The following is a 23,981-nucleotide window of genomic DNA, read 5'->3' as shown; positions in this document are numbered from 1 at the left end:
ATCTCTTATTACGCAACATTATAAAGGAAAAAATATCTTTTGACAAGGAGGGGCTTGTCCGATATTCACATTCAGTGAGATCGAGGATAGAAATAACACCAGCGGAAGGAGGGGGAAATATGGAAAATAAGAGAAAAACTCGATGAAAATTCAAAAAAATAGAACATAAATATAAATATAAACCCTTTATTTTATAGGTAGGTAGGTAGAAAATATGAATGGATAAATAATTAAATTGATGTATACCTCAGACCCATTTATGGAAGTATAATCTATTAAGAAGATCAGCTTTAAAAAGGAGTTTACTATGAAAATATCTAAGGAGAACCACACTAGGACTAATTCAACTATCTTTATTCTCTATAAGAATAAAAAGCAGACGTTTTTCAAAGATCTAACAGACATAGAGATTACTCAGGATAAGATGCTTTTAAACAGAACTCCGGGAGATAGTCTGACCATCAATATGAATTCAATTGAGTACTACAAGATATATTAAGAAGATCCATGAGAGTTTAAAATAGAGAGGGAGACCGTAGAAGGTCTCCTTTTATTTTTATAGGGAAAATAAAAAGGAGCTTCCCATTGGAGAAACTCCCTTTAATCTATATGAAACTATATCATTTATCCATGATAAAGGTTACTGCTACTAAAAATAACCCAATGATTACTACATACGCCATCGATCTTCCTCCTGCTTAACTTAACTCTTCTAAACCATCGTTGGGTAGTATATATTAAATTTTAAAAATAATCAACTTAAAATGATCGAACGTTTCCGGAGGAGGGGAAGTATGGGAGATTATGAGGGTTAGTCCTTTTACTGTAGCAGTATTTAAACTATATGGCGAGAAGGGTGAAACCCTTTCATCTATAAGAAATTAAAAAAGTTCCATACCCCAATATGGAACTTTCTTAATAGCTTCTACTCTATGTGGGCTATACAGTTCACTGGACATAGTCCTGCACAGGCACTGCAGTCGATGCAGGTGCCTTCGTCTATGACTCTCTTCCCCTTAGCTGCCTCTGAGATGCAGTCCACTGGGCATAGGGGCTCGCAAGCTCCGCATGCAACACATAGATCCAAATCAATTCTGTAAGACATCCTTAACCTCCTTCTCCGATCTAGATTAAAAATATTTCCCACAAAGCTGCGGCTAACCTTTTAGAGTCTGCAGCCTCTTCCCTGTTCATACTTGTTCATTCCTTCACTAAAAATCACTCTCACTGAATCTATACCATAAAAATAATACTTTTCTTTTTATTAGAATAAAAAAATATAGTTATCACTAGGCTAAAGGGAACCCCTCTATTTTGACTTCTTTTTAGCCCAAAGGTGGTAGCTCAGGGGTATCATCTCTCCCTCTTCCAGGTACTCATGACCTCCCCCCAGGTCTTCGGGGTGTTCTTCAAACTCAGCTATTTGAAGGTCTAACTCTACAAGGGTCTGGATAATATCGCCCATGGTATGCTGGAACTCATATTTATCCCTACTCCTGTACTCTGTACCCCCATAGTAGTCCAGACTCTGGTTGGACCTATAGGGGGAACGATTGAAGTAGCTCTCCTCAAAGATTATCTCCTGCTTCCCTTGGAGGGAGTAGGGGAATACCGTTGTAATGGGATGCATCTCCAAGATAAGTAGCTCTCCTCCCTCCTTCAATAGATTTTTATAGACCTCGAGATACTCCTTAAGGTTTGGCATCCAGTTGAAGGACCCCACAGAGATTATCCCAATATCAAACCTTCCAAAGTGTTTTTCATCTATCTCATAGACATCGCTCCTGTAAAAATCCACATTGGAGTCTGAAACCTCCTTCAGCTTATTGGCAAAGGTTATATTCTTCCCTGAGATATCAAAGCCGGAACCATACTCAGCTCCTAGGTTTAAAAGGGATATGATCTCCCTACCATTGTTACAGGGAGCCTGAACAACAGATCTCCCCCTGAGGTCCAGTCGTGAGTAGATATCCTTTTCAAAGGGGGAAAAGGTAGTGTAGTCCCTGGAGGAGAAGTTTTCCAGCCACTCCCTGCCCTTGGCTCTCTCATGGTAATCAAAGGCCTCCTCCCAGGCTTCCCTATTGGCCTCTATATATCTTTTAATTTTATTCATAGGTCCTCCTCTGTTCACACTAATCAAGTATGTAACCCACGACTCTATTACTCTATGAAGAGTTGAAAGTCAATAAGGATGATGAGGATAATTTCATAAAAAAAACTCCTCTCCCAATGGGAGAGGAGTTGCAGGTTAAAACTTAATCCAGAGGCAGTGGTCGTCATCCTTAATTCCATAGTCGCACTTAAGATCTATATAGGGGACAAAGAGTTTAAAGCCCTCAATAGATTCAACGATCTTAGTGTGTGGGCAGTCTCGGTAGTTTAATTGAATTACATCTTCTCCAATAAACTCATATCTAACTTCATTTGTTTTCAGAGTATCTCCCTCCTCAACAACCTTAAGTCCCTTGTGGTCAAATGCATCTATAAGGCTGGAGACCAATTTTTCCCTCATCAAATCACCCCTTTTAATGATTTTTGTGCCATTTAAGTCTAACTTCAATTTTAGGAAAAATCAATTTAGGGGTTCAGAGGTATTTAAATAAGAAAAACCATCCAGGTCTCAAGAGTGTTTCTCTCAAGAACCAGGATGGTTTTTAATTTAATACTTATCCTTAAAATAGTCCGCTGATCTTTCCATTATCATCGATGTCTATAAGGCTTGCTGCAGGCTTCTTTGGCAATCCAGGCATATCAATTATATTTCCAGCCATAGCTACTACAAATCCAGCTCCAGCTGAAAGTCTCAGCTCGTTGATATTTACTGTAAACCCGCTAGGTCTTCCCAGAAGACTTGCATTGTCTGAGATTGACTTCTGAGTTTTGGACATACACACTGGAAGGTTGTTGTAACCAAAGTCCTCTAGAGTCTTTAGCATCTTTTTAGCCTTAGCTGAGAAGGTTACACCGTCAGCACCGTAGATCTCCTTGGCGATCTTTTCGATCTTTTCAGCTACCGGAAGGTCTAGCTCATAGAGTGGAGTATAGTTGTCCTCTCCCTTCTCTATCTCTACTAGAACCATCTGAGCAAGCTCCTCTCCCCCTGCTCCTCCGTTAGCCCATACATCACAAAGAGCTACCGGTACTCCGTGTTCTTCGCATCTCTCTCTTATTAGATCAAACTCTGCATCTGTATCTGTAAGGAATCTGTTCATAGCAACCACCACAGGCAGGTTGAACTTCTTCATATTCTCTATATGCTTATCCAGGTTAGCAAGTCCAGCTGAAAGGGCATCTAGGTTTTCCACAGAAAGATCCTTGGCTCCACCGTGGTGCTTAAGAGCTCTTACAGTAGCTACGATAACCACTGCATTTGGTGTAATTCCAGCCTTTCTACACTTGATGTCCAGGAACTTTTCCGCTCCCAGGTCAGCTGCAAATCCAGCTTCAGTTACAGTGTAGTCGGATAACTTAAGAGCCAGCTTGGTAGCCATTACCGAGTTACACCCGTGGGCGATATTTGCAAATGGCCCACCGTGGATAAATACCGGGGTATTTTCTAGGGTCTGAACAAGGTTTGGCTTGATAGCCTCTTTAAGAAGAGCTGTTACAGCTCCCTCTATCTCAAGGTCACCAACTCTAACAAGAGCTCCTCCCCTTGTGTATCCAAGAACCATCTTGGAGATCCTTACTTTAAGGTCTGCTAGAGAGTTTGCCAGACAAAGGGCAGCCATTATCTCGGAAGCCACTGTTATCTGGAAGGAATCCTGTCTAGGGATTCCACTTGGAGCTCCTCCCATTCCTACTACTATATTTCTAAGAGTTCTGTCATTCATATCCATAACTCTCTTCCATGTGATCTTTGTTACATCTATATCCAGGTCATTTCCCTGCTTGATGTGGTTGTCTAGACAAGCTGAGATTAGGTTGTGTGCCACTCCAATTGCGTGAAGGTCCCCTGTAAAGTGAAGATTTATATCCTCCATTGGAATTACCTGAGAGTGTCCTCCTCCTGTAGCTCCCCCCTTGATACCAAATACCGGTCCTAGAGATGGTTCTCTAAGAGCTGCTATGGAGTTCTTTCCAAGTCTGTTCAATGCCTGAGTAAGTCCCACACTTACAGTGGACTTCCCCTCTCCAGCTGGAGTAGGAGTGATTGCAGTTACAAGGATTAATTTACCATCCTTCTTGTCCTCTAATCTCTTAAGAAGGTTTGAGTCAACCTTCGCCTTATACTTTCCATATTGATCGTAGTCGTCTTCACCAAGTCCGATCTTAGCTGCAATCTCGTTGATCTTTAAGATCGTTGCTTCTTGTGCTATTGTGATATCGTTTTTCATAGTTTGATTCCCCCCATTATCTCTCTCTTTATCCTGTCTCCCTCTTCTACAAGCTTGTTGCACTTACCTGATACCTCGCTAACATAGGCTTCATCTGTTATCCCAGGAAGGTTTATCTTTACATTTAGAACAGCCCCCTCCAGTGCTGCAGACAGTAGTAGTGCCGATACTCCAAGGTCTGTAATGGCATTCTTATTACCATACTCCAGGAAGTATCCTATTAGTTCCAGTCCCTTGTAGGAGTTTTCAGCTATTGCCATTGGTACCTCTATAGCCTTATAGGTAGCTTTTTCTATAGCTTCTCCCCTGGCTGCCTTCTCCTCATCTGTCTCCTTGGGAAGCTTGAATGCTGCCATTACCAGGTTGAAGGCTTCCGTGTCTCTGTCTACCAGGATATTCAGCTCATCCTTTACACCCTCAAGTTCCTCAAACCTTCTTATGAACTCCCCCTGGATCTCCTCTGAAAGACCCTTGAACTTCTTCTTGTTTACAGTGAGGTGTCCCACCATCCTCGAAAGGGATGCCCCTAAAGATCCTGCAAGGGCAGATACGCTTCCCCCTCCTGGTGCAGGAGAGGATGAATCTACCTCAGCTATAAAGTCCCTTATATTTTTATCCATTAATTTCATATTATCCTCCTATTTAGTAGAAATGATTAGTCCATAAGGTGAGTTTCTAGCACCTTATCCTTTGAGAAACCGTATAGTCCTAGGTAGTACTCAGCACTTTCCACAAAGGCCTCCATAGGAGCCAGCCCAACTATCTCACTTCCAGTTACATGTACTCCATATCTCTTAGCTTCCATCTTTACAGTTTCAAACACCCTGTAGATAGATGTCTTCTTGTAGTTTGTTATATTCATAGTCACCTGAATGATTCCCTTAGTTTCCACAGCTCCAGCTTTAATATATCTGAACCCTCCACCAGAGTGTCTTATTGCAGCGGCGATCTTCTTACCGATCTCCAGGTTGCTTGTGTCCAGGTCGATATTGTAAGCTACCAGTGGCATCCTTGCCCCCACAGCTGTAACTCCTGCTCTCGGGTGGATCTCATCTCTTCCAAAATCAGGGTGCCACTGAGGATCCTTTAACTTCTCAGGCATTCCCTCAAATTGCCCCTTTCTAACCTTGGCAAGGTTTGTTCTCTCAGGTCTTGTAGCAGCCTCCTCATATAGGAATACAGGAATTCCGTGTTTTTGGAATAACTCCTCTCCAACCTTCTTAGCTATATCCACACACTCATCCATAGTCATATCCTTAATAGGTATAAATGGAACCACATCGATAGCTCCCATTCTAGAGTGCTCTCCGCTGTGTGTTGTCATGTCTATAACCTCTGCTGCAACCCCTGCTGATTCCACAACTGCTTCTGCTACAGCAACGGGATCCCCTATTACCGTCACTACAGTTCTGTTATAGTCTGCATCTGGCTCACAGCTGAGAAGTTTTACCCCCTCTCTGTTCTTGTAGGAAGCAACTATCTTCTCTACCTTCTCTAAATCTCTTCCCTCACTGTAGTTAGGTACACACTGTACTATCTTTGCCACATCAATCTCCCCCTCTTAACTGATATTTAAAATAATCTATATAATAAAAAGTAATTTTTGACTAAATGTTCCAGGTAACCACTATGAACTTTCCTATTAATTCCATATGTTTCTCCTCCTCCTCCCTTAGAAGAAAAAGGTCATATCTATCCAGTGTGGAGCAGCTACCCTTGAACTCTACCTTGGATCCCTCCTCAAGAGAAAGGATAAACACTATGTCTCTGGTAATGAGAGTTGCTTTTTTTCTTACTTCTAGAAAGGATGGTTTAACCCTGTCCTCCCTGAATATCACATTGAAATCCAGTACACTGGAGCTACTTTCAGAGTAGATATCCTCCTCGCCGCCAAATAAGAGGACTCTCTCCCTATCCAGCTTAATAATTTCTTCTTGCTTTCGGAGATTTACCTCTCCCTCAAGGACCTTCAGGATTCTCCTGTATCCAGAGTAGTCTGAAAACTTACTTGCTCCAGGGTCTATAACTGCACTGGATATCCTTAGGTTAAAATCCTCCTGGTCTCTGTAGATCTCCCTTGTGGTCCCACCACTCCAGGGTCTTCCCTCTATATTTCTGAGATTTTTTCTGTCCATCCTCCACCTGCTTTACTTACTGAGCGCTATATTTTAAGTGCTTCTCTTTTTAGGGATAAATCTTACCCCCTATCTTGTGGTGAAAAAAGCATCTTTAATTTACTCAGATTAATGTTATATACTAGTGTTATAGTATATAAAAGCGGGGGTATCAAAATTCATTAAATATATGAAATTGTTTTTTCTGGATAATTAATTGTTTCAAAATTCAATGTTTTGTTTTGATAGCTTATAAAATGTGGTTTTTAAAAGGCTTGGTGATGAAACATTTTTCAAAAAAAGAAAAAAGGAGTCAGCTATGGGGGAAGTTATGAAGGAAACAGAGGAGAGAATATTTGACTATATCAGCAATAATATAGAGGAGTGTATAGAGATTGGCATCAGGGGAGTGGCCAAAAAGACCTATACCTCCACAAGCAGTATAGTGAGGCTCTCAAAAAAACTGGGTTACAAGGGATATACAGATATGACCTACTCCCTCAGATCCCAGAGGATGAAGAGGGAGTTTATGCCAGTGGATATAGATTCCAGATACCGGGTGAGGAGCAGGGCAGAGGTTACAAAGTTTATAGATTGTCTTCTCAATATGAAAATTGCAGTTTACGGAGAGGAGTTCAGCGGAATAGTGGCACACTATATCAATAACAGACTATTTACTATGGGAATAGAATCTCACCTTTTAGACTGTATAGATTCCAAGTTGTTTTTTGACGGAATAGGAAAAACCTACGATGCCCTTATAGTCATATCCAACACAGGGGAGTCGGTTAAGTGTCTGAATATCCTAAAAAATGCCGAGCTCTCTCCCAAGGACTACTTAACTGTAAGTTTTACAGGGAAGTTTGAGAATACAATAGCTAAAAACTCAGATGTATCCTTTGTCATCGAGGGAATATCCACGGAAAATAGGATAGTTAAGCAGCCCACCCCCTTCTATGGAAATGTTATCCTGGGGTTTGAAGAGCTGCTTAAGCTCTACCTGGAGAGGAAGAGGTCTCTCTGATGGGATGTTCTAGAGAGGAGAAAGTGAATTTCTATGGAGCTATCTATAGTGGAGGTACCAGCTTCAATTCCTTTTAGTCTATGGACTAACTGTGTCCTTTAAAGGGAATCTATCTTTTTATCTGGATTAAAGCACAATATACCGGTTATCTTCTAACTTTCCTTCTATTTCCAGGTTCAGGTAGATTGATTTTTGCTGTTTTTTTGGTTAACCTTATAGAAAGGGGGGTGCACTAAATGATTGAAAAATTAAAGGGCTACTTAAAAAGCCATAAGTTTGAATTAGTTCCCTGGGATTACAAGTATGACCCTACTATTAAGGAGGTCTATGTAGAGCACGGAAAGGGTGAGCTGCGACTGGCTATTCCTGAGGAGTATGGAGATGTTTCGGAGATCTTAAGATCTGGAGGTTACGATGCAGAGTCGGCGGGGACTAGTGGCAGACCGCACCTCAAGATACCTACCTTCATAATGGTAAGAAATCCCCATATCTTTAAGTAATTTTTCCATAAAAGACCTTTTATAAAAAGGTCTTTTTATTGTTAAGGAAAGTATTAAATTTGAAAAAATTATGTGAAGTAATTGGTGCTCCAATTGGTTACAAGGATGCAACATCACGTTGCTTTTTATTTGAGTTTTCGGTTTATTTGTGGGATGAGCGGTGGTTGAATATTGACTTTCTTCAGGCTAAACTAGAGAAGGAGGGGGATGCTTATGAAGATAAATAGGTTTATGGTATCGTTGAAAGAACTTCTAAATGAGAACGGCTTAAGTCTGGTAAGGGATTGCTACTGTATTCAGAGGGGGCAGGTAGGTTACTTGATCAATGAAAACAGCCGCCTCACCCTAAACTGCACAGATGAGGATTACAGGATTCTAGAGCCCTTGCTCCACGAACTGAAACCTATCTATGAGGAAAAATTTGAGATAGATTTTTTAGGGTGTAATCCCTCTGGTCATAGAATCATAGTTAAGTTTTAAAAAGCCTTTTCCAGAGGCTTTTTTTATTTAAGGTAAAATATTGTACGTTACAACACCAAAAAGAGAATATTTTCATCTGAACACTCTCTAAAAATTAGTATAGTCTAATAATGTTTGAAAAAAATTATAGGAGTAAGCATATGAGAGGAAAGAGATAGATGATAGTATCTGTACTGGTCTTAAGCCTGTTTATCCTTCATAAAAGGATATTTTTAGAGCTCTGGCTGCTGGAAAATCGTAACAGGATTTTTTATGGAAGTGTAACTGGAGATGAAGGCAGACTCTACTACAATGAAGAGGATGAGTTTGGTATAGTTCCAGATTTACTGGAAAGAGTCAGGGAGAGGTATGGAATAGATATCAGGTGCACGAGGGGGGAGGGAGACTTTATAGCTACCTCAGCCATTTTTGAGGAGTCGGATGGGGAGAAGTTTTACTTTACAGATCCCTATTTGAATATAGGTCTCTACCTCTATACTCGGGAGAGGATCGATTCCTTCAGGGAAGTGAGAGGGATGAGGATTATATCCCGTGGCCTTGAGGAGAGGCTTGTTGAAAATCTGGGCATTGGAGAAAACAGAAGGCTCCTAACTCTGGGGAAGCAGATAGAGGAGTATAGAGGAGGAGAATATGATGGACTGATCCTAGATAGTGAAGCGGCAAAGGAGGTTGAGATAAAAGGTCTCCTCCAAGGCATGCACAGGACCCTTATTCCAGCCGCCTATGATATTAAGGTAAGGATGAAGATCCCCAGAGATAGAGGCTATCTCTTTGATATTTTAAAATATACTCTGGGGGAGCTTGAAAGAAACGGTGAACTGAGAAGGATTATAATGTCTAACTCCATAAGGGGAGAGAGAAAAAATTTGAGGTTTACCCCAGAGGAGGAGCAGTGGCTGAAGAGAAAGGAAAAACTAAGGGTAAAGGGCAGTGAGGAGCTGAAACTATTAACTATGCCGGGAGCCCTCAGCTACAGAAAGGGGGCTGCTTCATTTTTTATCTCGGGTTTTTCAAAGCTAATCGGAGTACCTATTGAAATTTCTCAGGAGGACTATGATTTTACCCTAGATGAAATAGGCAAGAAAAGGAACAACTATAAGTACACTGAACCAATCTATCAGTACAAAATTGCTGTATACTCTCAAAATATAAGAAGTATAAAAACCCTTACAAACCTTGAAGGAAAAAGAATTGCTACCTTAAAGGGACTCAGGGAGGAGGAGTATCTCAGGGAGAATATAGAGCTTGGTCGGGTAGTGTCCTTTGAGAGTTTTAAGGATGTAATATCTGCCCTGGAGAAAAGGGAGATAGATTACTTTGTCATGAGGGAGGATCTTGCAGATTTTTATCTTCAGAGCAACAATCACAAGGATATACACAGGGTGGGGACCCTGAAGAAGATTACCACAAGTTTAGGAGTACCTGAGGGCAATGAGGAGCTCTACTCCATCTTAAGTAAGGCACTTTCCCTGAGAAGGAGTACCATTGAGATGGAGAAGATGAGAAAGCAGGTTCAGGCTTCACCAGTGCTTTTAGAGGTAAGGCTGAGAACACTCTCCCTCTGGACGGGAGGGGGGATATTGATTCTCCTCTATCTGGGCTTTTCAGTGGCACAGGTGGGGAAGAAGAATAAGTATCTTCAGGAAAGGAACTTAGAACTGGAGAAAAACCAGTCTCTGGCCTTGCCATTGTAGGTGTACTGGAAAAATCCAATGAATATAATGATGAGGATACAGGGGAGCACATAGTCAGGGTAGGGCTATACTCCAAACTTTTGGCGGAGCTATACGGATGCTCAGAGGGATTTATATATGAGGTAGGTAAGTTTGCGTCCCTCCACGATGTGGGGAAGGTTGCCATTAGCGATTCCATCTTAAAGAAGAGGGGGAAGCTTACCAAGGAAGCGTTTGAAGCCATGAAGAAACATGTGGCTACAGGATATGAGTTGATCTGCGGCGCTAGGCTGGGAAGTGTGGCTGAAAATATAGTTCGCTACCACCATGAGAAGTGGAATGGAGGGGGATACCTTGAGGGGCTTCAGGGGGATGAGATTCCTCTGGAAGCAAGAATAGTGGCTCTGGTTGATGTTTACGATGCATTAAGGCAGGAGAGAAGTTATAAGCCGGCCTTTTCCCACGAGAGATCCATAGAAATTATCCAGGAGGAAAGGGGGGAGCACTTCGATCCCCTACTGGTGGATATCTTTCTAGACAACCACAGGAAGTTTGAGGAGATATACACTGAAGATAGCATGGTTTAAAAGGGACCTGAAAAAATCTTGATTTTTTCAACAATTTTATTGAAGGGGAAAAGGGGATTGAGCATTTATTGGTATATCTATATATAGGTATGTGCATATTGTCAATATCCTATTAATGTGGTATTCTATAATTAATGATAATTAACTGTACACTAAGATCAAAAAAAGAATACTGTTATCGATATATTGGTGGGTTTGAGGGTGTTTTATACCTTGGAAGTGAAATAATAGCTTATTAAATGGGGTGGTTATTATGAATAGTTATACCTTACAATTTCTATATGTGGTGTTTATAATTTTTTTCATCGGATCCTATGTATTTGAGTCCTACAAGATAAAGATTCAGCTAATCAGGTTTATCGATTTTTATAACTCCTATCTGAAGACTGTTATTAATATAAAGATAGAGGGGGACTACTTCAATGGTAAGGACAGACTGTGGCATGGTAAGGACAGCATTGAAAAGATCAATGAAGACGATCTGCTGTTTTTATTTACGAGATCCCTTGTATCTGTATTGATAGATAGGGAGAAGGCCAAGATAATAAGTTACTTCTACTTCTCAGATGAATTTAAGATCCTGGGAGAGCTGGGGACGAAGATAAGTCCTGAGGTCAATGGATTCTTAGAGGATAAGAGGCTTGAGAAGATATTGAAGAGGTACTGGAAGGGGTAGTTTATCCTGAGATGGTACTTTTTAAGAGAGGTAACTAACCTACTAAGTTATTTAATATTTTTATATAGTAAAGGGAGCTCTAAATAAAGCTCCCTTTAAATTTTATCTATTTTTCCTTAACTATCTTATAAGCCCCTCTGTTTAAAGCATCCTGGAAGGAGGATCTTATCTTATTACTTCTTACACTAGCTCCTGCCATCTCAATCTTCTCAGGGTAGTATAGATCCTCTAGAGCGTCGTTGATATTCTTTCCTATGGTACTTTTCAGAGCAGCCTCATACTTTGCTCTCTCCTTGGCAAGCTTCTTATTCTCCATATAGTTTTGTCCTTTAAATGCAAGGGCTCTGTACTTGGCTTTTACAACTGTATCATCCTTTAATTCAAATTGTACATTGGCCTGAGTCTCTCCACGGTCTATAAAGTTACCTCTATACACTCCGTCTCTGTACTGGGCTCCCTGAGCAGTTAGCCCCATAAGGCCTGTTATCATTAGTATTGCCAGTGTTTTTTTCATCTCTACCTCTCTTCTGAAATTTTGATAGGCTTATTATTTCATAATTCGATATTGATTTCAATAAAATTTTTGTGGATAGTGATAAGATGTTCCCTTTAATTGGGCTTGGGGCTGTAGCAGGTAGAGTTAGGTGATCTTAAGGGTGGACTTTGTTTATCGGTATATATATGGTTTGTTGGAAGTGATTACCCTAGGTAAGGTGGGGAGTTTATTATTTTTAATTTATCCATGCTTCCGTAAAAAAGCTGCTCTAAGCAGCTTTTAAAACTTCCATATGGTGAAACCTCCCCTTGAGGGGTCTGTATAGTCTACCCTTATCTCATAGTCACTATCCTTGTATGTGATGGAGTTAATCTTTTTAACCTTTCTGATGAAGTTTAAAAATGAGATATTTAGGGAGTACTGGAGGTTGTAGGAGATCATCTTGTTGTAGATCAGGGAGCTGAGCTTTCCGGGGTTATCTATGAGGGCGGTGTACTCATAGACAGGCTTGTTCAGGGTGAGGACCGTTCTCTCCTCTATGGCCTTTTCCAGGAGGGCTTCAAAATCCTTAACTCCTCCTCCCATACTGTACTTCAGGGTATCCCTTGTAAATTCAAAACCATTCTTCTTTATGGATCTGTAGATAAGCTCCCAGGTATTGGAAAAGTTCTTGATCCTGTCCCGGGCCACCCCCACAAGTTCCTCGGTCTGCTCCCTGGCAAGGATCTCCTCCTTGTTGGAAAACTCAAACTCCAGGGCTATTACCCTGTTGGTTTTCCCCTCTCCCTTCTTTATCTTATTGTAGGAAACCTGGTACTCGGTGAAGCTGTTTAACTCATCTAATATACTCTTTAAAACATGCTTTTCAAAGTCGTAAAAACGGGAGTACTTGTCCTCTACCTCAAGGAGTGCCTTTAACTCATCTATATCAAAGGTGAGTTTGCTGCTCTCCATATGGGTCTTCACAAACCTCTCATAGATCTTGAGGGTTCCCCTCTGCCGGAGCTTTATAAAGGTTGGCAGATGGACCTCTCTAAAGAGAAGGGTAAACTGGTGGTGGGGAAGGAGTTCCCTTGCTGTAGTGAGATGAAAGAGCTCTCCATCGAAGAAGTAGGAGGAGACAGGGGAAAACTCTCCCTCTAAGTTTTTTCCCTGAACAGTGAGGGAGTAGCCCACCCTCTTGGTAGAAAGTCCCCTTACAACCTTGAGGTTCATCTGGGGATTGGCCACCCTGGTGATGGATTTTAGCTCCTCCAGGGAGATATAAAATCCATCCTCCCCTCTCTCTAATATGTAGAGGAGAAGACGGTGCTCCTGTTTATTTAGCTTCTTATTAAATGCAATACACAGATATTCTGCAGTATTTAAGGGGAAATTCTCCTTCAAATTACTCCTCCTAAAATTTTTTTATATTTTTTTATCAAAAAAACCTGTAAATTAGACGAAAAAACACCGTTTAAAATTTTTTATATTTTAATTTTAACAGCAATTAGACGAAAAAACACCTTAAAATTACGAAATTTGACTAAAAAGTTGGATTAAAGTATAAAAAGATTGTAAAACGAGATAAAAAAGGAGGAGCTATGAGGATTTTAGATTTAATAGCTAAGGATCAGATAATAACTTCTTTAAAGGGAAGAAGTAAGGAAGAGGTTATAGAGGAGATGGTGGACCTTTTAGACAGAAGGGGAAAGCTGAATAACAGAGATGCATATAGAGACGAGGTGTTAAAGAGGGAGAAGATATCCTCCACAGGTTTAGAGGAAGGAATTGCTATTCCCCATGCCAAGTCCAGTGCAGTAAGGGAAACTGCAATAGTATTTGGAAGAAGCACCGAGGGGGTAGACTATGATTCCCTGGATGGTGAGCCGTCAAACCTGTTCTTTATGATAGCAGCTACCGAGGGAGCCAACGATACCCATATAGAGGCATTGTCAAAACTCACAACAGGGCTCCTGGAGGACGAGTACAGAGAGGGGCTGTTAAAGGCTTCTGCATCTGAAGAGGTAATGGAGGTAATAGCTCGTATGGATGAGGTTAAGGATGAGGAGAGCAGCGTAGCAGATACAGGAAAGTATGTAGTGGGAGTAACTGCCTGCCCGGTTGGAATAGCCCACACATATATGGCAGCAGATGCCCTTAATAAAGCTGCAAGGGAGATGGGAGTAAGGATAAAGGTGGAAACCAATGGATCTGTGGGAACAAAGAATGTCCTTACTTCAGAGGATATAAGAGATGCAGCAGGAGTTATTGTAGCTGCAGATAAGAAGATAGAGATGGAAAGGTTTAATGGTAAACCTCTTATACAGACATCTGTAAAGGAGGCAATCAGTAAGCCCAAGGAGCTTATAGAGAAGAGTATGGAGTCTCCCATCTATCAGGGAGGCAAGGCAAGTGTAGAGACTGTGTCAAAGACTGACGGAAAGAAGGGAGTATACAAGCACCTGATGAACGGTGTATCCCACATGCTTCCCCTTGTGGTCTGCGGAGGAGTGCTTATAGCTCTTTCAATAGCACTTTCTGGAGTAAAGGCCGGAGAGGGAGCTGCTGTAACCAATCCATTCTTTAAGCAGATGCTGGACCTTGGAGTAGAGGCTTTTGGACTCATGGTACCTATCCTTGCAGGGTATATAGCTGTAAGTATAGCTGATAGACCTGGACTGGCTCCTGGACTTGTGGGAGGAGCACTTGCCAATAAACTGGGAGCAGGGTTCCTGGGAGGTATAGCAGCCGGTTTTGCGGCGGGATATATAGCTAAGTGGGTAAAGAGCTGGAAGGTTCCAGAAACCCTTCAGGCGATAATGCCGATCTTTGTAATTCCCCTTGTTTCAACGTGTCTTGTTGGGCTTATTATGGGGATAATAGGTACACCTATCAGCGGAGTCATGGAGGCTATGACCTCAGCTCTTCAAAATATGGAGCAGGGATCTGTAGGGCTGGCTCTAATCCTTGGACTTATGATAGCCTTTGACATGGGAGGACCGGTAAATAAGGTAGCATTCCTTTTTGGGGCCAGCATGATCAGCCAGGGGGTATCTACGGTAATGGGACCAATAGCAGTGGCAATATGTGTGCCGCCAATTGGAATGGGAATTGCAACACTTATGGCTCCTAAAAAGTTTGAGAAGGATGAGAGGGAAGCTGGTAAGGCAGCTCTTGCCATGGGATGTATCGGAATTACCGAGGGAGCAATCCCATTTGCCGCAGCAGATCCTCTAAGGGTAATACCTGCCAATATGATTGGTGCCGGAATAGGTGCAGTTATTGCAGCCATGGGAGGAGTAGCAGACCACGCTCCCCATGGAGGACTTATAGTTCTTCCAGTGGTGGACAACAAGATCTTCTTTGTAGTTGCCATAGTAGTGGGATCTCTGGTAACAGCTACTATTACTTCAGTATTGAAGGCAAGAAAGCAGGAAATCAGCCTTTAGAAGTAAAACGGCAGACCTATCCTTCATTGTGCTATATGGTTTTTAGTGGTATATTAATCTAAAAGCTTGGAAACATTGGGGGAGAGATGAAGAGTAGAGGGATGATATTGAAGAAAGGGTTGCTGGAGGTCTTTACTAGGATAATACCTCTGGCAATTATTGGAGGAGTGTGTAGTGCTCTATATATAGGTACAGATGTTGAGATATTTGGGAAGCTTGGAGGGGGAGCCTTTGAGCTTCTCCCTGCGATGCTCTCTATATTTGTAGTGTACTCCATGGGAGGAGTATCCTCTATGGTTCCTGCTGCAGTGGTAGGTTACTACTCTGGTTCTCTGGGAATGGGGATGGTAGGAGGACTTCTTGCAGGAGGCCTGGTAGGATTTTTCAGCAATAAGCTGGAGACCCTGGATCTGCCCCTGGCATGGAAACCCTTTATGACAATATTTTTTTCCCCCATGTTAATAACAATAACAACAGGGCTGATACTATTTCTCTGCTCCCTACCTCTGGTTAAGCTCTTTGACGGCAGCATGGGCCTTTTAGAGAGAGCTAGTGAGGGGAGTATAATTATCCTTGCAGGCATACTGGGAGTGATGATATCCACAGATATGGGAGGACCTATAAATAAGGTGGCATACTTTTTCGGGGTAAACCTTCTCAGTGCAGGAAGAACGGATATAATGGGAGTGGTGACCACTGCAATAGCAGTCCCACCACTATCCATGGCCCTCTATAAGTATTTAAACAGAGGGGGTGAGTCTGGGGATGAATCGGTGGCTATAGCTCTCATACTGGGAGTGAGTGGCATTACTGAGGGAGCGATCCCCCTCCTGGTAGGAAATCCCATAAAATTAATCTTTTCCAGTATGATGGGGACAGCTGGGACGGCAATGATAGCGGCCTATCTAAAGGTAGGAAGCCGTGTACCCCACGGTGGTCTTATTATGCTTCCCTTTATAGATAAGAGGGGCGGGTTTCTCCTGGCCACTCTAGTGGGGATAGTATTGACCAATCTCCTTATATGGATTTTAAAGCCTAGAGAAGCTAAATAATTCTTAAAGTAAAAGAAAGGAGACCTTTCACCCGGAGGTCTCCTTTTAATATTGAGAAAGATACATAAAACTAAAAGCTTTATAAAGGTTACGCCGGGTACAGGTGCTATAATTAGGATTATGAATGAATTGATAGAGAAGGAGAGGAGGAAGGGTGAGGCTTATATTGATATTTCTTACTGCCCTTCCACTGCTTATAGCCATAGAGGGTTATTACAATGATTATCCGGAGTTTCAATCGGAGTACTATGCTGTAGCAAGGGAAGGGAGTAGATCGGAGATAGACTATCATATGAGAAGGATAGATATTATAGATAAGTATGAGAAGCACGGCAGATTTTCAGATCAGCAGTTACACGATATCCATATTCTGAGAGAGGGAGAAAGGTGGGAGCTCAGGCAATTAGGGGTTGGAGTAGTAATGAAAAAAAATCAAAGATATTAAAGGGAGCTGAAGGGCTCCTTTTTTTATACAGATTATTGCCATGAATTTTCATTCTTTTACTCTAAAAGTCATGGTAGGAGTAAAAAAAATTAAAAAAATTTCTTATCGGATATGAGAGGACCTTATCAGATCTGATAAGATCTTACCACATCCGATAACGGATACAAAACAAAGTGTTTTTATACAGAACAAAAATTGTTGACGGATCTTGGTTTGTGTTTTATAATGGTTGGGTAGTCGAGAGGCAGGTTATTAAAAAAATTAATTTATATATGGAGGTACAAGATGCAAAGATTTACAATACCAAGAGATCTATACTTCGGAGAGGACGCACTATCACATTTAAAAACAATCAAGGGAAGCAAGGCTATGATCGTTATCGGTTCAGAGAGACTGGTTAAAGATGGAACAGCACCTAGAGCAGTTGAATACTTAAAGGAAGCTGGAATCGAATCTGAGCTCTTTGTAGGGGTGGAAAACGATCCTTCAGTAGCTACAGTTCTGAAGGGTGTAGAGGCTATGAATAAGTTTCAGCCAGATACAATCATCGGAATCGGTGGAGGATCACCAATAGATGCTGCTAAAGCTATGTGGATCTTCTATGAGCACCCAACATTTACATTTGAGGAGGCTGCAAAGCCATTTAACCTACCTGAGCTAAGAAACAAGGCTAAGTTCATTGCAATCCCTACAACAAGCGGAACAGCAACAGAGGTTACATCATTTGCTGTAATCACAGACAATGAAACTAACATCAAATATCCAATTGCTGACTATAACATCACTCCAGATGTGGCGATTGTAGATACAAACCTAGTACAGACGATGCCTAAGGGACTTGTAGCAAACACAGGAATGGACGCACTAACTCATGCCCTGGAAGCATATGTTTCCAAGGTAAGAAATCCATTTACAGATGCCCTTGCTATGAAATCAATAGAGATGATAGCTGAGACTCTGGTTAAGTCATACAATGGAGAGGATCAGGCTAGAAAGGATATGCACATTGCACAGAACCTTGCAGGAATGTCATTCTCCAATGCAATTCTTGGAATAGTTCACTCAATGGCTCATAAGACTGGAAAAGTTCTTGATATAGCCCACGGACTGGCAAATGCAATCTACCTTTCATACGCAATTGAGTTCAACGCAAAGGTAGCAGGAGCACAGTATGCTAATGCAGCTAAGAACATCGGTCTTTCAGGTACTACAGAGGCGGAACTGGTAGAATCACTAGTAAAGCTAGTTAAGGACCTGAGAACACAGATGAATATGCCACACTCTCTAAAGGAATTTGGAGTAGAGGAGGAGTTCTTCCTGGCAAACTTAGATGAGATCGCTAGAACTTCAGTAGCAGATCCATGTACAGGTACAAATCCAAGAGATATTTCTGTGGAGGAGATGAAGGAACTGTTCAAAGCTGTTTACTACGGTGAGAAGGTAAACTTCTAAGAGATTAAGAAAAAGAGCTGACTTAGGTCAGCTCTTTTTTAGTTATGAAAAGCTTTCTTTATTATTCTCTAAGGAAGCTTAGCCTTTTTATCTCAGATGCTACCTGGAAGCCTATCTTTTTCTTGTCACTAGGGAGTACATGAGGATCAGAACCGAGAAGATCTCCAGTCTTCCCAGAAGCATGGCAAAGATAAGCAGAAGTTTGCTGTAGGGGTCGAAGAAGCTATAGTTTTCCACAGCTCCCACCCTTGCCAGTCCCGGACCAATATTTCCCAAGGTTGCAATGGAAGCAGAAAAGGATGTGACTATATCGTATCCCTGGAAAGCCAGAAAAAGTGTGATTCCTGCAAAGAACAGGATGAAAAACATAAAGAATGCCAGAACATTTTTTACAATATCTTCATCTATTATCTGATCTCCCACCTTGAGGGAGAAGACAGCTCTGGGATATACAAGTTTTTTGACCTCATGCCACAGGTGCTTTAAGATAATAAGAACTCTGATCTGCTTTATTCCTCCTCCTGTAGATCCGGCAGATCCCCCCAGAAACATGAGGAATACCAAGAGAAGGGAAGAGAAGGAGGGCCAGAGATTAAAATCTGCAGTAGTATAACCTGTGGTGGTGGTTATAGAAACAACCTGGAAAGCAGAGTCCCGCAGAGACCTCATATAGCTGTCATTGTACAGGGGCAGCTCTGAAAAATATAGATTGAGGGATATAAGGACTACTCCAGTTACAAGCACCCCGGTATAAAACTTCCACTCACGATCCTTAAAAAAATCCTTTAACCTTCCCTGTACCAGGTAGAAGTGAAGGGTAAAGTTGATCCCGGCAAGATACATAAATATAATAATAACCACTTCTATATAGGTACTTTTAAAACCACCTACAGATTCACTATAGGTGGAAAATCCTCCTGTTGCCAGGGTACCGAAGGTATGACACAGAGCATCGTAGAGATTCATTCCCCCTACCATAAGAAGAAGGGTCTCCAAGAGGGTCATGAAGAGGTAGATGAGCCAGAGTATTTTGGCTGTATCCTTGATCTTTGGTTTCAGCCGATCCTTTATGGGACCTGGCACTTCTGCCCTGTAGAGAAGTCCTGGAGACATACCCAGAGTAGGAAGAACCGCTATGGTCAAAAGGACTATCCCCATCCCTCCCAGCCAGTGGGTAAGACTTCTCCAGAAGAGAAGTCCCTTGGGGATTGCCTCTATATCTGTGAGAATTGTAGCTCCTGTTGTTGTAAATCCCGACATGGCCTCAAAGACACAATCTATATAGGGACCAAAGGAACCATGGAGGTAGAAGGGCAGTGCCCCAAATACAGATGCCAGAATCCATCCCATGGATACCGATACAAAGCTTTCCCTTGTACCGATCCTTTTCTGAGATTTAAAGGCAAGGATAAAGGAGGTACCCAGGGCTAAGGTTATTAACATCGATATAGATAGTGCCCAAATATCGGAACTCCTGTAGTAGAGAGCAAAGGCGAGGGGAGCTACCATCATGGATGCCAGTATAATCAGGAGAAATCCCTGAATCTTTAATATTAGTTTCCAGTTCATATGCACTCACTACCTTTTGGAAAACATTCTTTTGACTTCATAGATCTCGCTGGAAAGAAGGAATATAACTATTCTGTCCCCCAGCATTACTGTATCCTCTCCCGTGGGGATGATAACCTCTTCCCCCCTTATGATTACTCCGATTATGGTTTTGGGAGGGAGGGGAATACTTTTAAGGGGAATGCCCAGGATGGACAGTTCTTCTGTAATATTTATTCCGATAGTCTCCGCCTCTATCTCTGTAAAGGGAGATACGGAAAATAAATCATCTTTTCTCGTTAGCTTAAGGGTTTCCCCCACAGTAAGAGCATGGGGGGAAAACACAGTATCTATAGGAGCCAGGTTATTTATTACACTTACAATGGAGCTATGCTTTATCATGCATATGGTTTTAGATGCCCCATACTTCTTGGCCATAAATGATGAAAGGATATTGTACTCATCGTCGTTGCTCATATTTACAACGCAGGAATCTTCCATCTTCAGTTCATCTAAGAGGTTTCTGTCCGTTGCCAGTCCGTTTATCACAAGGGCATCCTCCAGATGTGCAGAGAGCTCCCGGCACCTTCTTTTATCCTCTTCTATAATGGTCACCGTCCTCTTGAGCTTGGCAAGAAGCTTGGCAAGTTTAACAACCTTCTTGTTCCCCCCTGTTATTATTATGTTATCCAGACTGATGTTTAGGGAGAAGTACTTTTTAACTACCTCCTTCACCACATCTGTTTTTCCCACAAAATACAGTTTATCGTTGGGGTAGATCCTGCTTTCTCCCCTTGGAATAATTATATCCCCCTCTCTCTGGATGGCAACGAGCCTTATACGTGTAAGCATACTGTCCTTCAGAGCCACTTCAAAGAGGGGAGTGGATGAATATGGAAAGTCCTTCCCTACCTTTACCCCTACCATCTGAGCCATACTTCCAGCATAGTTGGCAACTTCAAAGATATCCGGGTTATGAATGAGTTCGATTACCTTTTTTACAGTGAGCTCCCAGGGAGTGATAGTAGCATCGATACCAAAATCCTTTGGGGAAACTTCCTTGTGGGAGAAAAACTGATTGTATTCATTGATCTTGCTGGCGATACTTATAGTGCTTCCGCACATCCTTCTTACAAGGCTGCAGGCTACCAGGTTGTCGGTATCTGTGCTTGTGACAGCTATAAAGAGGGTGGCATTTAAAATATCCGCTCTCTGAAGGGTAGCCACATCTGTAGCATCCCCCTTAATTATCATGGCATCTAACTTGTTTTTTAACATATTTATCAGGTTTCCCTCTCTTTCAATGAGGGTGACATTGTAGCCTTCATAGATAAGTTTCTGGGCGATCTTGATCCCTACATCTCCTCCCCCTGCAATCACTATATTCATATGGTCTCCTCTAAACATCATTATTATTTAGGTGGTATATAAATCTTTCTCTTTGGTTACTATTCAAATCTTTATACCTACTTCCTTCAAAGCTATACTCTGTCACCTATAATTTTGACTATAAACAGTGGAGGAAGTAGCACTTTAAAATAAAGTGATAAGAAAATGGAGCGGTAATATAGCTTAAAATAAAAAATGGAGGATTAGCTTATGTAAGCTAATCCTCTATTTGATTTCTACCTGGAACCGCCTCTAAAAGAGCCCTTGTATAGGGATGCTTTGGGTTGGTATACAACCTCTCCGCCTCATCTATCTCAACAATCTTTCCATCCTTCATCACTGCTATCCTGTCACACATATAGTAAACTACATTTAGGTCGTGGGATATAAAGAGGTAGGTCAATCCCATCTTTCTCTGAAGTTTTTTCATGAAGTTTAATATCTGTGCCTGAACAGACACATCCAGGGCAGATACAGATTCATCTGCTATGACAAAATCAGGCTCACACATAAGAGCTGCGAGGATTGCTATCCTCTGCCTCTGTCCTCCAGAAAGCTCATGAGGATACTTCTTTAGAAAGGTTTCGTCAAAACCAGCTATCTCCAGCATCTCCAGGATCTTTCTATTTCTCTCCTCCCTGGTATAGAGATTGTGAATTATCATGGGTTCCATTAAGATCCACCCTAAAGTTTTTTTAGGGTTTAAGGAGTGGTAGGGGTCCTGGAAGATCATCTGGATATTTTTTCTCATGCTCTTGAGACCTCGTCCCTTTAAGCTTGAGATATTCTTTCCTCTATAGATTATCTCTCCACTGTCGATAGTGAGGAGCCTGCTTATGAGATTTCCCGTAGTGGATTTACCGCATCCCGATTCTCCCACGAGACCAAATACCTCTCCCCTCTTTATCTCAAAGGAGATATTGTCCACAGCTACCTTGGGATTTCTGGATTTAAATAATTTAGAACCTCCGAAGCTCTTCTTTAAATTTCTAATTTCAAGTATATTTTCCATCCTCTTCACCTATACATAGGGACATCTGACAAGATGTCCATCCTTTCTCTCGAGAAGTTCTGGTAAGGTTTCATGGCATCCTTCCCTTGCCATGGGGCATCTGGGAGCAAAGGGACATCCCCCTCCTCTTTCAGCAAGGGTGGGAACCCTTCCTGGGATGGAGTAGAGATCCCTTCCCTTGTGTGCCGGGTTTGGTATTGCATCTAAAAGACATCTGGTATAGGGATGTTTTGCCTCCCCTAGTTTCTCTACTATCTCTACAATATGACCTGCATACATAATTGCCACTCTGTGGCAAAGTCCATCTACTAGATCTAAGTCGTGGGATATAAAGAGAAGGGAGTTATCCCTTTTTTTATTTATTGCCTTCAACAGATCTATGATCTGAGCCTGGGTACTTACATCCAGGGCTGTTGTGGGCTCATCGGCTATAATTAGTTTGGGTTCACATGCAATAGCCATGGCAATTACAATCCTCTGCCTCTGTCCTCCTGAAAGCTCATGGGGAAACTTTTTATATGTCTCCTCTAAATCCCTTAAATTTACCTCCTCCATGAGTTTCAGAGTTTTTTCCCTCCTCTCCCTTTTGGACAGGGATGTGTGGAGCTTCAGAACTTCATCTATCTGCTTTCCCACCCTGTGGAGGGGGTTTAGGGCTGTTAGAGGTTCCTGAAAGATCATAGAGATGTCCCTACCTCTCAGAGACCCCATCTCCTTCTTAGAAAGATCTAGGATGTTTTCCCCTAAAAAATTGATCTCACCAGAAAGGGAGGCATTTCTTCTTAAGAGCCTCATAATAGCAAGGGATGTAAGGCTTTTTCCACATCCAGATTCCCCCACAAGACCAAATATCTCCCCCTTCCTAACACTGAATGAAAGGTTGTTAACAGCCTGGAGTTTTGTCTTCTCATTAAAATATATATTTAAATTTTTAATATCAATAATCATCTTTTCCTACCTTTTTTGATAACCTCTTAAAAAATCCCCCAGCATATTAAGGGCCAGTACAGTTAAACTGATCATTATTCCAGGGGCCAGTGTATACCATGGAGCTGTCATAAAGTACATCTGTGATTCACTTAGCATCCTTCCCCAGCTGGGGTTGGGAGCCTGTACTCCAAGCCCCAGATAACTAAGGGCTGCTTCCGCTAAGATAGCATTTGAAAAACTCATAGTTGCAGCTACTATTACCGGGGATAAAACATTGGGGAGGATATGGTGGTAGATGATTCTCAGGTTGGAAGCTCCCCTTACCCTGGCAGCTCTCACATACTCCAGCTCCTTTTCCCGTAGGAAACCACTTCTGGTTATCCTGGCAAATGTAGGTATAGACATTATCCCGATGGCTATCATTGTATTCTCTATTCCCACTCCAAATACAGAGATAAACATAAGGGCAAAGAGAATACCTGGAAAAGCCATCATGGCATCTATTATCCTCATGATGATCTCATCTGTCCTGCCGCCGAAATATCCGGAGACTGCTCCCAGAAAAACCCCCATACTACTTCCTATACTCACAGAGATCACCCCTACTAGAAAAGCTGTCTGGGATCCCTTCATGAGCCGGCTGAGGATATCTCTTCCGAAGTTGTCCGTCCCCAAAAGATAGGAGGAACTAGGTGGAGAGAGTCTTAAGCTTGTATGTATCTCGGTAACTGAGTGGGGCAGATAAAAAAAACTGATCCCCATAATAAGCAGGAGGAAGGACAAAATTCCTCCCCCTATTATCAGGTTGTGATCTTTGACTTGTACATTCATTTTA

General features: G+C 41.9%; 25 protein-coding genes. 11 read left to right on the top strand and 14 right to left on the bottom strand.

Annotation, left to right across the window (positions count from 1 at the left end; translation table 11 throughout):
• Positions 1-307: 307 nt before the first annotated feature.
• Entirely contained in the window at positions 308-499 is a 192-nt protein-coding gene (locus QMG11_RS03065; protein WP_281833356.1) for a hypothetical protein, read from the top strand.
• Between the two features lie 426 nt (positions 500-925).
• Here QMG11_RS03065 and QMG11_RS03060 read toward each other — a convergent pair whose 3' ends face one another.
• The 7 genes from QMG11_RS03060 to QMG11_RS03030 all read right to left on the bottom strand — a co-directional run bounded on the left by QMG11_RS03060 (position 926) and on the right by QMG11_RS03030 (position 6,472).
• On the bottom strand, positions 926-1,105 hold the full coding sequence (locus QMG11_RS03060; protein WP_281833355.1) for a ferredoxin family protein: 180 nt from the start codon (positions 1,103-1,105) through the stop codon (positions 926-928).
• 204 nt (positions 1,106-1,309) lie between these two features.
• Complete coding sequence (locus QMG11_RS03055) at positions 1,310-2,113, bottom strand: class I SAM-dependent methyltransferase (RefSeq protein ID WP_281833354.1); 804 nt, start codon at positions 2,111-2,113, stop codon at positions 1,310-1,312.
• Between the two features lie 135 nt (positions 2,114-2,248).
• On the bottom strand, positions 2,249-2,512 hold the full coding sequence (locus QMG11_RS03050; protein WP_281833353.1) for a hypothetical protein: 264 nt from the start codon (positions 2,510-2,512) through the stop codon (positions 2,249-2,251).
• Positions 2,513-2,672: 160 nt separating this feature from the next.
• A complete protein-coding gene (locus QMG11_RS03045) occupies positions 2,673-4,337 on the bottom strand; it encodes a formate--tetrahydrofolate ligase (RefSeq protein WP_281833351.1) in 1,665 nt (554 codons plus the stop codon).
• Positions 4,334-4,966, bottom strand: coding sequence for a cyclodeaminase/cyclohydrolase family protein (locus QMG11_RS03040; RefSeq protein ID WP_281833350.1), 633 nt, complete (start codon positions 4,964-4,966; stop codon positions 4,334-4,336). The genes QMG11_RS03045 and QMG11_RS03040 overlap by 4 nt, the downstream gene beginning before the upstream one ends.
• A 26-nt stretch (positions 4,967-4,992) precedes the next feature.
• The gene (gene ftcD / locus QMG11_RS03035; protein ID WP_281833349.1) at positions 4,993-5,883 is read right to left on the bottom strand and encodes a glutamate formimidoyltransferase; all 891 of its coding nucleotides are present in this window, start codon (positions 5,881-5,883) and stop codon (positions 4,993-4,995) included.
• Between the two features lie 61 nt (positions 5,884-5,944).
• Entirely contained in the window at positions 5,945-6,472 is a 528-nt protein-coding gene (locus tag QMG11_RS03030; protein ID WP_281833348.1) for a HutD family protein, read from the bottom strand.
• 310 nt (positions 6,473-6,782) lie between these two features.
• Between QMG11_RS03030 and QMG11_RS03025 the strand changes: the two genes are divergently transcribed.
• The 6 genes from QMG11_RS03025 (at position 6,783) to QMG11_RS03000 (ending at position 11,391) form a co-directional block, all read left to right on the top strand.
• A complete protein-coding gene (locus QMG11_RS03025; RefSeq protein WP_281833347.1) occupies positions 6,783-7,475 on the top strand; it encodes a MurR/RpiR family transcriptional regulator in 693 nt (230 codons plus the stop codon).
• Positions 7,476-7,711: 236 nt separating this feature from the next.
• Positions 7,712-7,975, top strand: a complete 264-nt coding sequence (locus QMG11_RS03020) for a hypothetical protein (protein ID WP_281833345.1) — start codon at positions 7,712-7,714, stop codon at positions 7,973-7,975.
• A gap of 213 nt (positions 7,976-8,188) precedes the next feature.
• On the top strand, positions 8,189-8,455 hold the full coding sequence (locus tag QMG11_RS03015) for a hypothetical protein (protein WP_281833343.1): 267 nt from the start codon (positions 8,189-8,191) through the stop codon (positions 8,453-8,455).
• Between the two features lie 158 nt (positions 8,456-8,613).
• Positions 8,614-10,149: a transporter substrate-binding domain-containing protein gene (locus QMG11_RS03010; protein WP_281833342.1), complete on the top strand. Its 1,536-nt coding sequence runs from the start codon at positions 8,614-8,616 to the stop codon at positions 10,147-10,149.
• On the top strand, positions 10,143-10,715 hold the full coding sequence (locus QMG11_RS03005) for an HD-GYP domain-containing protein (RefSeq protein WP_309302078.1): 573 nt from the start codon (positions 10,143-10,145) through the stop codon (positions 10,713-10,715). Before QMG11_RS03010 ends, QMG11_RS03005 begins: the two co-directional genes overlap by 7 nt.
• Before the next feature lie 253 nt (positions 10,716-10,968).
• Positions 10,969-11,391, top strand: coding sequence for a hypothetical protein (locus tag QMG11_RS03000; RefSeq protein WP_281833341.1), 423 nt, complete (start codon positions 10,969-10,971; stop codon positions 11,389-11,391).
• A 106-nt stretch (positions 11,392-11,497) separates the two neighbouring features.
• On the opposite strand, the gene QMG11_RS02995 is transcribed toward QMG11_RS03000, so the two are convergent.
• Positions 11,498-11,905, bottom strand: coding sequence for a hypothetical protein (locus QMG11_RS02995; protein ID WP_281833340.1), 408 nt, complete (start codon positions 11,903-11,905; stop codon positions 11,498-11,500).
• Between the two features lie 261 nt (positions 11,906-12,166).
• Entirely contained in the window at positions 12,167-13,273 is a 1,107-nt protein-coding gene (locus QMG11_RS02990) for a replication initiation protein (RefSeq protein WP_281833338.1), read from the bottom strand.
• A gap of 197 nt (positions 13,274-13,470) precedes the next feature.
• Here QMG11_RS02990 and QMG11_RS02985 point away from each other — a divergent pair, with 197 nt between their 5' ends.
• From QMG11_RS02985 to QMG11_RS02970, 4 genes are all read left to right on the top strand, one after another.
• Positions 13,471-15,318, top strand: coding sequence for a PTS fructose transporter subunit IIABC (locus QMG11_RS02985; RefSeq protein WP_281833336.1), 1,848 nt, complete (start codon positions 13,471-13,473; stop codon positions 15,316-15,318).
• A gap of 86 nt (positions 15,319-15,404) precedes the next feature.
• Positions 15,405-16,370 carry a PTS sugar transporter subunit IIC gene (locus QMG11_RS02980; RefSeq protein ID WP_281833335.1) on the top strand — a complete coding sequence of 322 codons (966 nt, stop codon included), beginning with the start codon at positions 15,405-15,407 and terminating at the stop codon, positions 16,368-16,370.
• 154 nt (positions 16,371-16,524) lie between these two features.
• Positions 16,525-16,815 carry a hypothetical protein gene (locus QMG11_RS02975; RefSeq protein ID WP_281833334.1) on the top strand — a complete coding sequence of 97 codons (291 nt, stop codon included), beginning with the start codon at positions 16,525-16,527 and terminating at the stop codon, positions 16,813-16,815.
• A 285-nt stretch (positions 16,816-17,100) separates the two neighbouring features.
• On the top strand, positions 17,101-18,267 hold the full coding sequence (locus QMG11_RS02970) for an iron-containing alcohol dehydrogenase (RefSeq protein WP_281833332.1): 1,167 nt from the start codon (positions 17,101-17,103) through the stop codon (positions 18,265-18,267).
• Positions 18,268-18,378: 111 nt separating this feature from the next.
• On the opposite strand, the gene QMG11_RS02965 is transcribed toward QMG11_RS02970, so the two are convergent.
• From QMG11_RS02965 to QMG11_RS02945, 5 genes are all read right to left on the bottom strand, one after another.
• The gene (locus QMG11_RS02965; RefSeq protein ID WP_281833331.1) at positions 18,379-19,836 is read right to left on the bottom strand and encodes a TrkH family potassium uptake protein; all 1,458 of its coding nucleotides are present in this window, start codon (positions 19,834-19,836) and stop codon (positions 18,379-18,381) included.
• 9 nt (positions 19,837-19,845) lie between these two features.
• A complete protein-coding gene (trkA, locus tag QMG11_RS02960; RefSeq protein ID WP_281833328.1) occupies positions 19,846-21,204 on the bottom strand; it encodes a Trk system potassium transporter TrkA in 1,359 nt (452 codons plus the stop codon).
• 217 nt (positions 21,205-21,421) lie between these two features.
• Positions 21,422-22,216, bottom strand: a complete 795-nt coding sequence (locus QMG11_RS02955) for an ATP-binding cassette domain-containing protein (protein WP_281833326.1) — start codon at positions 22,214-22,216, stop codon at positions 21,422-21,424.
• Positions 22,217-22,225: 9 nt separating this feature from the next.
• Positions 22,226-23,164 (bottom strand): ABC transporter ATP-binding protein, encoded by a 939-nt coding sequence (locus QMG11_RS02950; protein WP_281833325.1) that lies wholly within the window; start codon positions 23,162-23,164, stop codon positions 22,226-22,228.
• 6 nt (positions 23,165-23,170) lie between these two features.
• Entirely contained in the window at positions 23,171-23,977 is an 807-nt protein-coding gene (locus QMG11_RS02945) for an ABC transporter permease (protein WP_281833324.1), read from the bottom strand.
• Positions 23,978-23,981: the final 4 nt, after the last annotated feature.

This window comes from Propionigenium maris DSM 9537, assembly GCF_027925155.1.
GTDB lineage: Bacteria > Fusobacteriota > Fusobacteriia > Fusobacteriales > Fusobacteriaceae > Propionigenium > Propionigenium maris.
The sequence above is the reverse complement of the archived record's forward strand: the minus strand, read 5'-3'. Positions and strand labels throughout refer to the sequence as shown.